The organism is Verrucomicrobium sp. (assembly GCA_028283855.1).
Taxonomy (GTDB): Bacteria; Verrucomicrobiota; Verrucomicrobiia; order Methylacidiphilales; family GAS474; genus GAS474.
On the sequence record JAPWJX010000006.1, the window covers coordinates 1 to 11,692 of the forward strand.

Here is an 11,692-nt window from a genome sequence, read left to right on the forward strand (position 1 = left end):
GCTTCATCAAAAGGCCGCCGGGCTTTTCTAGAACCCCGCCCCGGTCAGAAGCCTATCTTTTTGTCGCCTTGCGCGGCCTCAGGCTCCCTGTCCCCAAGCAGGAGATACTTGAAGAAAAGGAAGGTGATGAAGGGAACGAACTCGTTGTAGATCCGGAGCTCAACCATGTTTCCGGCATATTCGAGCATGATCAGGCCGGGAATGGTCGCCAGGAGGAGGAATTTCTCCAGCTTGTTCAGCCGGAAAAAGATGCACGGCAGCCAAAGGAGGATGCCGCAGCCGAAGTAGAGCAGCTGGACCTGGACCTCCCGGTCGGAGAGGATGCGCTTGGCGAAGTAGACGAAGCGGAAATCGCCGTCGGTGTGCGATGCCACGCTGGTGGCGACGGAGTAGTGCCAAAGATGGAGCTGCAGCAGGTGCACCAGACCGATGAGCAGGCAGGCAAGGGCGGTGGGCCACACCGCGCGGAAGAATTTCCGGGAAAAATAGGGCTGCTGGCGGACGAAGTGGAAGGCCGCGGCGTGAAAGGTCGCGAAGATGACGGTTTCCCGGCTCAGGGAAAAGACGACCGCCAGCGCCACGCCGAGGCCGACCGTCCGCAAATTGGCCGACGTGAGCATCAGGAAAATGATCATGTAGAAGCCGATGGCGGGAAAGTCGTAGACGTAATAGCAGTTGAGAATGCGGGCGCCCGTGTAGTGCATGGACAATATCGTGAAGAACACGATGTTGAGGAGGCGCGGCTCCAGGACGCGCCCGGCCAGGCGCTCCGCGTAGGGGCGCAGCAGGACGAAGCAGGGAATCACCGACACGAGCGCGGCCCCGAAGCGGAAGGGATTGGTGTCCAGGACGTGGTGCGGGATGTAGACGTGGCAAAGAATGAACGGGATGAGGAAGCGGAAAAGGACCGGCGCGTGCACATGGAAGGTCCCCTGCTTGACGATGGAGGAATACTCCCAGTCCTGCCCCACCGACATGATGTAGAGGACCGTGAAGATGAGAGACAGGATCAGGACCTGCAGATAGGGGAAAGAGAACCGCGCGGCGGACGAAGATGGCTTCATGCTGCCTACCCCTTAGCGGATACCCCTTTCGCCGCACAATACTTATGTTCTTCAGGGGTTTAGGGGCTTCCCCGAGACAAAAAGGTGGGCTTGCGAAGGCAAAACCATTAAAACGACGGGCTTCTCAGGCCTATTAGGAAGCAAAAGAACATGGCAACCGAGCATCGGGTGATTTTGACAGGGGGTACCGGCACGCTCGGCGGAAGCTTTTTGCGGGAGGCGGCAAACCGGCCCGGCATGCGGATCCTGGCCCTGAGGCGGCCCGGCTCCAAGACCCTCCCTCCGACGGCCAACATCCAGGAGGCGCTCGCTGAAACCCTCGATGGGCCGGAGGCCGCCGCCCATATCCGCGACTTCCGCCCCACCTGCCTCGTTCATTGCGCGGCGACGGGAATGGAAACAGACCGCCCCAGCCTGCCCGAGCTGGTCCGCGTGAACGTCAACGCGAGCATCGCGCTCTGCGAGATCGCCGCCGCCGTGCCGGGATGCCATTACGTCTTCGTCAGCACCGGCCTGGCTTACCAGCCGCAGGAGCGCCCGCTGCGGGAGGACGATCCGCTGGGCACACTCCACCCCTACGGCGCGACGAAAGCCGCCGCCGATCTGCTGGTTCGCTCCGCCGCATTGGAGTTCAAGGTGCCGCTGACGGTGCTGCGGCCTTTTTCCTTCACCGGACCGAACGACGACCGGACCCGCCTCTTCCCCTCCATCCTGCGGGCCGCCGCCGCCGGGCAGCCGATGTCTCTCTCTTCCGGCAGCCAGCTGCGGGATTTTTGCTCCGTGCGGGACATCGCCCACGGCCTGATCCTGGCGGCGGAGGCGGGCAGCCCGGAGCCGGGCAGTCCGCGCGTCTGCAACCTGGGCTCCGGGCGCCTGGAATCGCTGCGCTCCGTGATCGAGCGCGTCATGGGGGAGCTGGGGGTCTCCGCCGACCTCCGCTTCGGCGAGCGGCCGCCCGGCCGCTTCGAGTCCCCCTGCCTGGTGGCGGACATTTCCGCCGCGCGGGAGGAATTAAAGTGGTCTCCGCGTCATAATTTGGCCCATGCTGTCTGGCAATTGGCCCGAGAGTCGTTCCCCGACCTCCAGGTCGTACAACCCCGAGAACAATGAACATGAATCCCGTTTCTCTTTCCATCGTACTTCCCGCCTACGAGGAGGAGAGCAACCTGGTCCACCTCCTGCCCCGGCTGAAGGAGGCCCTGGCCGGCCTGCAGGTCGACGGGGAGATTCTGGTCGTCGACGCCGAAACGCCGCGCGACGGCACGCCCGCCGTCTGCGCCGCCCAGGGCGTCCGCTATGTGCCCCGGCGGGGCGGCTCCTCTTACGGGGACGCGGTGAAGACCGGCATTGACGAGGCCGCCGGGGAGTGGGTCGTCTTCATGGACGCGGACGGCTCCCACAATCCCGGATTCATCTCCAAGCTTTGGCCGGAAAGGAAGAACGCGGAACTGGTCATCGCCTCCCGCTATATCCCGGGCGGGCATACGGAAAACTCGGCCATCCTCATCTTCATGAGCCTGGTCGTCAACGTGGTCTACCGGTGGGTCCTGGGCCTGCGTTGCGCGGATGTTTCCAACAGCTTTCGCCTCTACCGGGGGCAGGACCTGAAAGCCCTGGAGCTGGACTGCCGGAACTTCGACATCGTGGAGGAAATCCTGGTGAAGCTCAGCTTCTCCGCCGACGGCTATCGCGTGAAGGAGATCCCGTTCAACTTCGAAAAGCGCAAGGAAGGAAAGACGAAGCGCAATCTGCTGGCCTTTGCCGCCAGCTATTTGACGACGCTGGCCCGGCTGCATCAGCTAAAACGGAAGGCGATGGGCGCCTGGAAGGCCAACGCCAAAATGGAAAGGGCTTAAGCACATGAAATGCATCGTGACGGGTGGTTGTGGTTTTGTGGGGAGCAACTTGGTAGCCCGCCTGCTGGAGCGCGGGGCGTCCGTGACGGTCTGCGACCACCTGGGCCGGTCCGGAGGCGCCTCCAACCTGGAGTGGCTCCGCGGCCTGGGGGACATCGACTTCGTCAAACTGGACCTGCGCCAGGCGGAGGGCGTGGACGCCGTGCTCCAGCGGACGAAGCCGGAGGCCGTCTTCCACCTGGCCGGGCAGGTGGCCATGACCACCTCCATCAACGATCCGCGCCTCGACTTCGAGACGAACGCCATGGGCTCTTTCAACCTGCTGGAGGCGGTCCGCCGCCACGCCCCGGACGCGAAGGTCGTCTACGCCTCCACCAACAAGGTTTACGGGGAGCTGCACACCGTGCCCCTGGCGGAGGAGGCGCTGCGCTACGCCGCCCCCGGCCACCCGCGCGGGGTCGACGAAAGCGCCCCCCTCGACTTCCAGACGCCCTACGGCTGCTCGAAGGGGACGGCGGACCAATACATGCTGGATTATTCCCGCGTCTACGGCCTGAACACGGCGGTCTTCCGCCACTCCACCATTTACGGCGGCCGCCAATACGCCACCTTCGACCAGGGGTGGGTGGGCTGGTTTTGCCAGCAGGCCATCGCCACGCAAAACGACCCGGAACGCGCGCCGTTCACCATCGCGGGCAACGGCAAGCAGGTCCGCGACCTCCTCTACGTGGACGACGCCGTGGACGCCTACCTGGCCGCCGCCGAGCACATGGACAAGGCCAAGGGCCAGGCTTTCAACATTGGCGGCGGCATCGAGAACAGCAGCTCCCTCCTGGAGCTTTTCCTGATGCTGGAGGAGATGCTGAAGATCAAGCTGCGCTACGAGATGCTGCCCTGGCGGCATAGCGACCAGCGCTTCTTCGTGGCCGATTCCTCCAAGGCGGAGCGCCTTCTGGGATGGAAGCCGCGCGTCGACAAGGCAAAGGGCGTGGCCCGGATGGCCGAATGGGCCGCCGTCCTGGACGCCGAGCAGCGCGGCAAGGCGGCGGTGGCCTGATCCGGCCCTACCGCTTCTTCACGAAGGCGCGGACCGTCTCGATCTCGTAGTCGAGCATCGCCTCGCTCAGGCCCGGGTAGGTGCCCAGGAAGAGGGCGGAGCGCATGATCTCGTCCGCGCCGGTCATTTCCCCGACGACGCGGAAGGCCTCCGGACGGTCTTTGCGCAGCTGGACGAAGGCGGGCTGCCGCAGCAGGTTGCCGCCGAAGAGCATCCGGTTGCCGATCTTTTTCTCGTCCAGATGGCGGGCCAGGTCGGTGTGGGTGAAGGGGGCGCCGGACTTGATCCGGATCATGAAGCCGAACCAGGAGCAATCGGTCCGGCAGCCGGTGGCGTCCCAGGTGAAGCCCTCCGGCGTCCAGCCGGTGGCGTGGGTGGGCAGGGAGAAGTCAAAGACGTCGGCGCAATCGGCCAGGCCCGCGCGCAGGCGCTCCCAGTTCCGCTTCCGCGCCTCGACGAAGGCGGGGAGCTTCTTCAGCTGGCGGCGGCCGATGGCGGCCTGCGGGTCCAGGGGCTTCAGGTTGTAGCCGAAGTGGCTGTAGATGTACTTGTGGTCGTAGCCCTCCGGCAGCTCGCCCAGCTGCCAGCCGAAACGTTTCTGGCAGGTGTTGTCCTTGCCGCTGGGGCACCAGCAGTCGCGGCCCCAATCGCGGAAGCTTTCCGCGTAGGTCTTTAGCGGCGGCCGGGAGACGATGCTGACCGCGCCGCCCTCCCCCATCGTGAGGTGGTGCGGCGGGTAGAAGGACTGGGTGGAGATGTCCCCCCAGGTGCCGGTGTAGCGGGTGATGTGGGTGCCGTCCGCCGGGATGCCGGGGGAGTTCTCCGTGAAGCCCAGGGCTTTGGCCCGCTCGATCGGCATGGAGTAGGTGCAGCCCAGGGCGTCGCAGTTGTCCTCGATCAGCCACAGCTCGTGCTTGCGGCAGAATTCGAGGACGGCGCCGAGGTCGAAGGGGTTGCCCAGGGTGTGGGCGATCATGACGGCCTTTGTCTTGCCGGGAGTGAAGGCCTCTTCCAGCCGCTCGATGCGGAGGTTGCCGGTGGCCGGATCGTTGTCCAGGAAGACGGGGACCGCACCGTTCTGCAGGATGGGGGCGACGGTGGTGGGGAACCCGGCGGCGACGGTGATGACCTCGTCCCCCGGGCGGACGCGGCGCGCGGGCGGCAGCTTGTGGCTGGTCAGGGTGGCGAAGGCGACGAGGTTGGCGGAGGAGCCGGAGTTGACCAAGAGGGAGTATTTGACGCCCAGATAGCCCGCCAGCTCCTTTTCGAAGGCCTCCCCCTCCGGCCCCAGGGTGAGCCAGAAGTCGAGCGTCGCGCCGACGGCGGCCTCCACCTCGTCCTCGTCGAAGACGCGGCCCGCGTAGGGGACGGTGGTCTGGCCGGGATGGAACGGCGCGGCGTTTTCCACGCCGGGACGCTGCGCCTTGTGGGCCAGGGCGGAATATTCGCGGGTCAGCCGGAGGATCTCGGCCTTGATTTCAGCGGCGGAACGGGACATGGGCCAGCCAGCTAACCGGAAACCTTCGCCCAAGCCAAGCCCTGCGCGCGGGCATCGGCCTCGTAAGCCGCGATTTGCTGGCGGGTGAAGGCCAAGGCATCAAACCTCCCCTCCTGGGCCTGGCGATACCAGGAGATCGTCTTTTCCACCGTGGGGCCGAAGGCCCAGACGGGCCGCCAGCCCAGAACGTGCCGGGCCTTGTCGATGGCCAGGTTCAGGAGGGAGGCCTCGTGCGGGGCGGCGGGATCGGTCCCGTCTTCCCACCGGCCCGGCCAGTGGCGCAGGATTTCCTCCACCAGCTCGGACACGGGGTGGTTGGAATCGAGGCCGGGACCGAAGTTGAAGCTTTCCCGGACGTGCTGCGGCAGGAGGGCCAGCTCCGGCTTGGCCAGGCACGCGCCAAGCCACAGGTAGCCGCCCAAGGGCTCCAGGACGTGCTGCCAGGGCCGGGTGGCATGGCGGTTGCGGACGGAGATGGGGCGCCCCGCGGCCAGGGCTTTCACCGAATCGGGGACGATGCGGCTGGCCACCCAGTCCCCTCCCCCGATGACGTTGCCCGCGCGGCCGGAGGCCAGGCGGACGGGGGAATCGGGCGCGGAGAAGAAGGAGCGGCGGTAAGCGGCGATGACCAGTTCGGCGGCTCCCTTGGAGGAGCTGTAAGGGTCCCAGCCGCCCATGGGGTCTTCTTCCCGGTAGCTGTGGACCCACTCGCGGTTCTCGTAGCATTTGTCCGTCGTCACGGCGACGACGGTGCAGGGGCGGCCCGCCTTGCGGACGGCTTCCAGGAGATGGGCGGTGCCCAGGACGTTGACGGCGTACGTCTCCACCGGCTCCTGATAGGAGTAGCGGACCAGCGGCTGCGCGGCCAAATGGAAGATGAAATCGGGAGCGGCCTCCCTCACGGCGGCCTCCACCAAGGCCTGGTCCCGGATGTCTCCCACGCGGTGCTTCATCCGCTTGGGCAAGCCGAGCTGGTCGAAGAGGGCGGGCTCCGTCGGCGGCGGGAGGGCCAGGCCCTCCACCTGGGCGCCGAGGCCCAGGAGCCACTCGGAAAGCCAGGCGCCCTTGAACCCGGTGTGCCCGGTGACCAGGACGCGGCGGCCGCGGTAGACGTCAGCGAAGGCCATGGCCGGATTCTACCACTTTTTCCACGGCGCGGCGCCGGAGGCCCATAGTTCTTCCAGGTGGACCTTGTCGCGCATGGTGTCCATGGGCTGCCAGAAGCCGCCGTGCTTGTAGGCGGAGAGCTGGCCCGCTCCGGCCAGCTCCTCCAGCGGGCGGCGCTCCCAGATGTCCTTGTCGTCGTGAAGGTGGGAAAAGACTCCCGGCTCCAGGACGAAGTAGCCGCCGTTGATCCAGTTGCCGTCCCCGTGGGGTTTCTCCCGGAAGGAGGCGATGCGGGCGTCCCCGCCGATCTCCAGCGCGCCGAAGCGGCCCGGAGGCTGCACGGCGGTCAGGGTGGCATGCGTTTTCTGCTTTTTGTGAAAGGCCACCAGGGCGGTGATGTCGACGTCGCCCACGCCGTCGCCGTAGGTGAAGCAGAAAGTCTCGTCCCCCACGTATTCGCGGACGCGGCGCAGGCGGCCGCCGGTCAGGGTTTCCTCCCCGGTGTCGACGATGGTGACCTGCCAGGGCTCCGCCCGGCGCTCATGGACTTCCATCTTGTTGTGCCGCATGTCGAAGGTGACGTCGGACATGTGCAGGAAGTAGTTGGAGAAATACTCCTTGATCATGTACCCCTTGTAACCCGCGCAGATCACGAAGTCGTGAATGCCGTGGGCGGAGTAGGTCTTCATGATGTGCCAGAGGATCGGCCTGCCGCCGATCTCCACCATCGGCTTGGGCCGGGTCGCCGTCTCTTCCGCCAACCGGGTGCCGAGGCCGCCCGCTAAGATCACTGCCTTCATAATGTTTAGGAATGAAAAGCCCACTGTGCGGGATCACCCGTGAAATCGTCCAGACGGATCGTCTTTCCGCCCGGGGAAAGTTCCGTTTCCCGAAAGCCGCCCGCCGCCTGCGGATAAGCGCGGCGATTCACCCCGCTTCCGCCCATGGGATCGGCGAAAAGCCAAACCGGCCCCCGCACGGCCTGGCCGGGGAATCCCGGGGGCAAGGGAGCCAGCCACAGGACGGCGCGGCCCTGGAAGGGGTCGGATAAGGAATCGTCGATATGCAGGAGGTAGTAACTTTCCCCCGGCTGCCGCCGCTCCGGCGGCTTTTCGATGAAATCGATCTTTCCGGGAGGAGGCAGGCCCTTGCGCCGGGCGCAGAGGGACGCCTTCGCTTCCCAATAGGCGTTCAGCCACGTCATGCCCGGCAGTATGGCGAATTGGGGGGCGACGACGTGGCAAACGCGGTTGTCAGGAAAAATTTCGGCCTCATGGCTCACCAGGCTTTCAAACAGGGACCAATACCCCCGAAGGCGGACGATCTTCGCCAAGTAGTAACGCGAGCTGAAAGTGCTGCTCACGGCGTTCAAGGCGAGGAAGGCCAAAAGCAGGGCCGGCGCCATCTTTTTCCATCGCTGCGGGACGCGCGCCCCGTGCCTGATTTTCCAAAAGAGCAGGACCGCCAGCACGCAGAGCGCGGCGTACCCGTAGAAGCTGTAGGTGTAGTAAAATCCGTGGTGGGCGGACCGGTACCACTCCCGGTATTTGGAGGTGAAGGCCAGCGGCACGTTGCTCACCAGCACGCCCAGCAGCAGCCCCCAGGCCAGGGCCGTGCGCCTCTCCGGGGGCGCCTCGCCCTCCCCCTCCTCCCAACGCAGTAAATACCGGCCCGCCGCCACGCACAGCGCCGTGAAGCCCAGGAGGACGGCCATCCAGCCGGGGTGCCACGCGAAGCTCAAGATAAAGGAAGCGAAGTGCCCGCCGTGCCTGACCAGCAAACGGAAAAAATCGTACGCCGGGAGTTCGGAGAGCGAGATATTGCGCCACGCCAAAAAGGAGTGCCACGGCTGCTGTAGGGAAAGGACGGATCCCTCATAGGTGGGCGGGAACCAATGCCGGAACGCCAGGAAACAGAGGACGAAGAGGAGGCCGCCCAGAACCGGCGCGGCGCATTCCTTGGCCAGGTCCTTCCGCCCTTTCGTCCGGCGGAAGGCAAGGACGCGCCCGCCCGCCAGCCCCAGCACGAATAGCACCATCTCCTCGTTCCCCAGGCAGATGGCCAGGAAATAAAACAGGGCGGCCCATGCCCGGGAAGGTGCCGCCTCCCGCTCGCAGGCCAGGCCCGCGCCCCAGAAGGCAAAACAAACTTCCAAACTGGGCCAGGTGTCAAAGAGGTGCCCGTCCAGGTTCACGGTGACGCCGGACATGATCGCCACGAAGACCAGTCCGCCGATCCGGGCCGAATTCAGGTAAACCCCCACTCCCCAGCTGAAAAGGGCCAAGGAAAGGAACCCCACGGCGCCGAAGAGCGGCCACCACGCGTTGGCATCCGGGCTAAGGAGGAAGCTGGCGGCGCCAAAAACCGCGTTGTAAGCCAGCTGAAAGGCGGCGTGAAAGCGCCCCATCCCCTGCATTTGTTCCCACCCGTTCTCAAGGCAGAACCTCCAATCCCCCGACAGCCACCGCAGGCCGCTTATCTGGCACGTCACGGAGTCCCAGAAGAAAAGCCCCATGCCCCAAAAGCGCGCCAAGGCAAGGATCCCCAGGGCAACAAACAAAACCGCCAGGACGCCCCGTTGCCTAGAAAGCCCAAACATGGGGGGCTATCCAAGGGAAGCCCCCCGTTTTTGTAAACCTAATCCAGGGTCAGGCGGACGTCGACGTTGCCCCGCACCGCCTTGGAATACGGGCAGGTCGTATGGGCCTGGTGGAGCAGCCGCTCCGCCTGCGCCTCCGGGATTCCGGGCAGGCTGGCGCGCAGCTCGACGCCCAATTCGTAGCCGCCCTGGTGGTCCTCGTAGAGGGTCACGCGGGCGGTCAGGGTGGAGCCTTTGATCGGGAAGCCCGCCCTTTCCGCGGCGTTGTCCAACGCGGCGTGGAAGCAGGCTCCGTAGGCGGCGGCGTAGAGTTGCTCCGGGTTGGTTCCCTCATGCCCGTCCTCCGATGCGGACGGAGGCACCAGAGAGACGCGCAGGCCGCCGTTTTCCGACTCGGCGGTCCCCTCCCGGCCGCCTTGGTTCACGACTTCGGCGGTGTAGACGACTTTGCGTTCATTCGCGGTTAACGTGTTCATCCCTTTGGGGCCGCAGGATGCGTGCCGCGGCTCTCCCCTCTCTTATCCGCAGGGGAAACGATTTTTTCGCGTCCTGCAAATTGCGCGACGGCCGGGGACGGCTACGCTGGATGGATGGCCGATCTCTCCCTTTCCGTCCTGGACCAATCGATCGCCGTCGCCGGACGCGGGCAGGACGTGTCGATCCGGGAGACGATCGAGATGGCGCGCCGCTGCGAGGAACTGGGTTACCGGCGCTTCTGGGTTTCCGAGCATCATAACCTGGACAGCATCGCCGGGTCGGCCCCGGAGGTCCTCATCGCGGCGATCGCCGCCACCACGCGGCGGATCCGGGTGGGCAGCGCCGGAGTCCTTTTGCCCCACTATTCCTCCCTGAAAGTGGCGGAGCAGTTCCGCGTGCTGGAGGCGATCGCTCCCGGCCGGATCGACCTGGGCGTGGGCCGCGCGCCCGGCGGGGATATGAAGACGGCCCGCGCGCTCAATCCCGATTTTCCCGGCGCGGGAGACGCCTTCCCCGCGCAGATGGACGACCTATTGAACTGGGTCGCCGGATTGCCCCTGGCGAAGGACCATCCCTTCCACGGCGTGAAGGCGCTGCCGGAAGGCCCCTTTACCCCGGAGGTCTGGATGCTGGGCAGCACGACGGACGGGGCGCGGCTGGCCGCCCGCTTCGGCCTTCCCTTCTGCCTGGCCCACTTCATTTCGGAAGGGCGCGGGGCGGAAGAGGCTTTCGAGGACTATCACCGGCTCTACCAGCCCAGCGCGCGGCATCCCCGGCCGTACGCCTCCGTCTGCGTCTGGGCGCTGGCGGCGGAGACGGAGGAAAAAGCGCGCCACCTTTTCCGCACGCGGGAGCGGTGGCGGCTGAACCGGGACCGGGGCGTCTTCGGCCCCCTGGTTTCCCCAGAGGAGGCCGCCGCCGAGCCCCGGACGCGGCAGGAGGAGGAATATCTGGAGCGGCTGCGGGAAGGCGCCCTGATCGGCACCCCGGCGCGGGTGGGCCGGCGGCTGCGGGAGATGGCCGCCGCCTGGAAGCTGGACGAGGCGGCGATCCTGACGTGGACGCACGATCCCGCCGCGCGCGCCCGCTCCTACGCGCTCTTCGCGGAGGAGTTCAAGCTGGCAGGATCGTCCGCAGCTTCGCCTTGAGCTGGCTGGGCTCGAAGGGCTTGGCCAGGAAGTCGTCGATCCCCGCCTCCCGGAAGCGGGCCAGGTCGCCCTCCCGGGTGTAGGCGGTCACGGCCACGATGGGGACGCGGCGGATCTTCTCCTCCTCTTCCCGGGCGCGGAGACGCCGGGCCACCTCGCAGCCGTCCAGGCCGGGCATCTGGATGTCCAGGAGGATGGCGGCGTAGTCCGCCTCCAGCGCCTTGGCCAGCGCGGCGGTGCCGTCGCGGACGATGTCGCACTCGACGCCGAAACCTTCCAGGAAGGCCTGGGCGACGAGGAGGTTCAGGCCGGAATCGTCGGCCAATAGGACGCGGGGAGCCGGGGGAGTTTCTTTGGTTTTCAAGAGTGGGAGCGGCCGGCCACGCGGCGCCAAAGCCAGGAGCGGAGCAGCGCCTTGGGATGGGGCAGCCCGGCCAGCGCCAGGATGGCCGCGCCGAAGAGGGTGCCCGCGATGGAAAAAGGGAGACCGGCCAGGAAGGCGCCCAGAAGGGCCTTTCCCCACGCGGCGGCCCGGCCGTTCCCCGCCCAGCGCGTCTGGATCAGGTAGACCAGCGCCAGGGAGGAAAAGAAAGCCAGGACGCACATGAGCGGCGTGTCGAGGAAGCCCGTGGCCGCCTCCGACCCAAAGGCCAGGATATCGACGCCCAAAATGGCCAGGCCGCTGGCCGGGTGGTAGAAAGTCTTCCGCCCGGCCGGGACGGCGGGCTCCTCCGGGGGGAGCACCTCGACGGGGATCGGTTCGGCGGCCGGATTCATCCGCCCCCACCTTAGCACATCGGGGCGGTCCGACTACCCGTAGACTTCCCTATCTTCTCCTTTTGCTTGAACGGGAAGCCTTTCGGATGAAGAAATAGCGGCCATGAAT

The 11,692-nt window shown here is 66.2% G+C and carries 12 protein-coding genes; 4 read left to right on the forward strand and 8 right to left on the reverse strand.

Translation table 11 applies throughout. The features are described 5' to 3' along the window. Positions 1–44: 44 nt before the first annotated feature. On the reverse strand, positions 45–1,064 hold the full coding sequence (locus PW734_10905; GenBank protein MDE1171695.1) for a hypothetical protein: 1,020 nt from the start codon (positions 1,062–1,064) through the stop codon (positions 45–47). A gap of 150 nt (positions 1,065–1,214) precedes the next feature. Between PW734_10905 and PW734_10910 the strand changes: the two genes are divergently transcribed. The 3 genes from PW734_10910 to PW734_10920 are packed head-to-tail and all read left to right on the forward strand — an operon-like array spanning position 1,215 to position 3,977. Then, positions 1,215–2,174, forward strand: a complete 960-nt coding sequence (locus PW734_10910; protein MDE1171696.1) for an NAD(P)-dependent oxidoreductase — start codon at positions 1,215–1,217, stop codon at positions 2,172–2,174. 2 nt (positions 2,175–2,176) lie between these two features. Next, positions 2,177–2,920 carry a glycosyltransferase gene (locus PW734_10915; protein ID MDE1171697.1) on the forward strand — a complete coding sequence of 248 codons (744 nt, stop codon included), beginning with the start codon at positions 2,177–2,179 and terminating at the stop codon, positions 2,918–2,920. Positions 2,921–2,924: 4 nt separating this feature from the next. Then, complete coding sequence (locus PW734_10920) at positions 2,925–3,977, forward strand: GDP-mannose 4,6-dehydratase (GenBank protein ID MDE1171698.1); 1,053 nt, start codon at positions 2,925–2,927, stop codon at positions 3,975–3,977. A gap of 7 nt (positions 3,978–3,984) precedes the next feature. On the opposite strand, the gene rfbH is transcribed toward PW734_10920, so the two are convergent. The 5 genes from rfbH to PW734_10945 all read right to left on the reverse strand — a co-directional run bounded on the left by rfbH (position 3,985) and on the right by PW734_10945 (position 9,657). Further along, a complete protein-coding gene (rfbH, locus tag PW734_10925; GenBank protein MDE1171699.1) occupies positions 3,985–5,475 on the reverse strand; it encodes a lipopolysaccharide biosynthesis protein RfbH in 1,491 nt (496 codons plus the stop codon). Between the two features lie 11 nt (positions 5,476–5,486). Beyond that, complete coding sequence (gene rfbG / locus PW734_10930) at positions 5,487–6,602, reverse strand: CDP-glucose 4,6-dehydratase (GenBank protein ID MDE1171700.1); 1,116 nt, start codon at positions 6,600–6,602, stop codon at positions 5,487–5,489. Positions 6,603–6,611: 9 nt separating this feature from the next. After that, positions 6,612–7,382 (reverse strand): glucose-1-phosphate cytidylyltransferase, encoded by a 771-nt coding sequence (gene rfbF / locus PW734_10935; protein MDE1171701.1) that lies wholly within the window; start codon positions 7,380–7,382, stop codon positions 6,612–6,614. 5 nt (positions 7,383–7,387) lie between these two features. Then, positions 7,388–8,989, reverse strand: coding sequence for a hypothetical protein (locus PW734_10940; GenBank protein MDE1171702.1), 1,602 nt, complete (start codon positions 8,987–8,989; stop codon positions 7,388–7,390). Between the two features lie 230 nt (positions 8,990–9,219). Beyond that, positions 9,220–9,657, reverse strand: a complete 438-nt coding sequence (locus tag PW734_10945; protein MDE1171703.1) for an Ohr family peroxiredoxin — start codon at positions 9,655–9,657, stop codon at positions 9,220–9,222. 114 nt (positions 9,658–9,771) lie between these two features. Here PW734_10945 and PW734_10950 point away from each other — a divergent pair, with 114 nt between their 5' ends. Next, positions 9,772–10,806 (forward strand): LLM class flavin-dependent oxidoreductase, encoded by a 1,035-nt coding sequence (locus PW734_10950; GenBank protein ID MDE1171704.1) that lies wholly within the window; start codon positions 9,772–9,774, stop codon positions 10,804–10,806. On the opposite strand, the gene PW734_10955 is transcribed toward PW734_10950, so the two are convergent. Together PW734_10955 and PW734_10960 are read right to left on the reverse strand one after the other, a co-directional pair. After that, positions 10,772–11,170, reverse strand: a complete 399-nt coding sequence (locus PW734_10955; GenBank protein ID MDE1171705.1) for a response regulator — start codon at positions 11,168–11,170, stop codon at positions 10,772–10,774. The two genes, PW734_10950 and PW734_10955, sit on opposite strands and share 35 nt — an antisense overlap. Next, the gene (locus PW734_10960; protein MDE1171706.1) at positions 11,167–11,583 is read right to left on the reverse strand and encodes a hypothetical protein; all 417 of its coding nucleotides are present in this window, start codon (positions 11,581–11,583) and stop codon (positions 11,167–11,169) included. The genes PW734_10955 and PW734_10960 overlap by 4 nt, the downstream gene beginning before the upstream one ends. Positions 11,584–11,692: the final 109 nt, after the last annotated feature.

Coding starts and splice junctions, on each gene's coding strand:
- PW734_10905 (MDE1171695.1), bottom strand. CDS start 1,064: ATGAAGCCATCTTCGTCCGCCGCGCGGTTCTCTTTCCCCTATCTGCAG.
- PW734_10910 (MDE1171696.1), top strand. CDS start 1,215: ATGGCAACCGAGCATCGGGTGATTTTGACAGGGGGTACCGGCACGCTC.
- PW734_10915 (MDE1171697.1), top strand. CDS start 2,177: ATGAATCCCGTTTCTCTTTCCATCGTACTTCCCGCCTACGAGGAGGAG.
- PW734_10920 (MDE1171698.1), top strand. CDS start 2,925: ATGAAATGCATCGTGACGGGTGGTTGTGGTTTTGTGGGGAGCAACTTG.
- rfbH (MDE1171699.1), bottom strand. CDS start 5,475: ATGTCCCGTTCCGCCGCTGAAATCAAGGCCGAGATCCTCCGGCTGACC.
- rfbG (MDE1171700.1), bottom strand. CDS start 6,602: ATGGCCTTCGCTGACGTCTACCGCGGCCGCCGCGTCCTGGTCACCGGG.
- rfbF (MDE1171701.1), bottom strand. CDS start 7,382: ATGAAGGCAGTGATCTTAGCGGGCGGCCTCGGCACCCGGTTGGCGGAA.
- PW734_10940 (MDE1171702.1), bottom strand. CDS start 8,989: ATGGGGCGCTTTCACGCCGCCTTTCAGCTGGCTTACAACGCGGTTTTT.
- PW734_10945 (MDE1171703.1), bottom strand. CDS start 9,657: ATGAACACGTTAACCGCGAATGAACGCAAAGTCGTCTACACCGCCGAA.
- PW734_10950 (MDE1171704.1), top strand. CDS start 9,772: ATGGCCGATCTCTCCCTTTCCGTCCTGGACCAATCGATCGCCGTCGCC.
- PW734_10960 (MDE1171706.1), bottom strand. CDS start 11,583: ATGAATCCGGCCGCCGAACCGATCCCCGTCGAGGTGCTCCCCCCGGAG.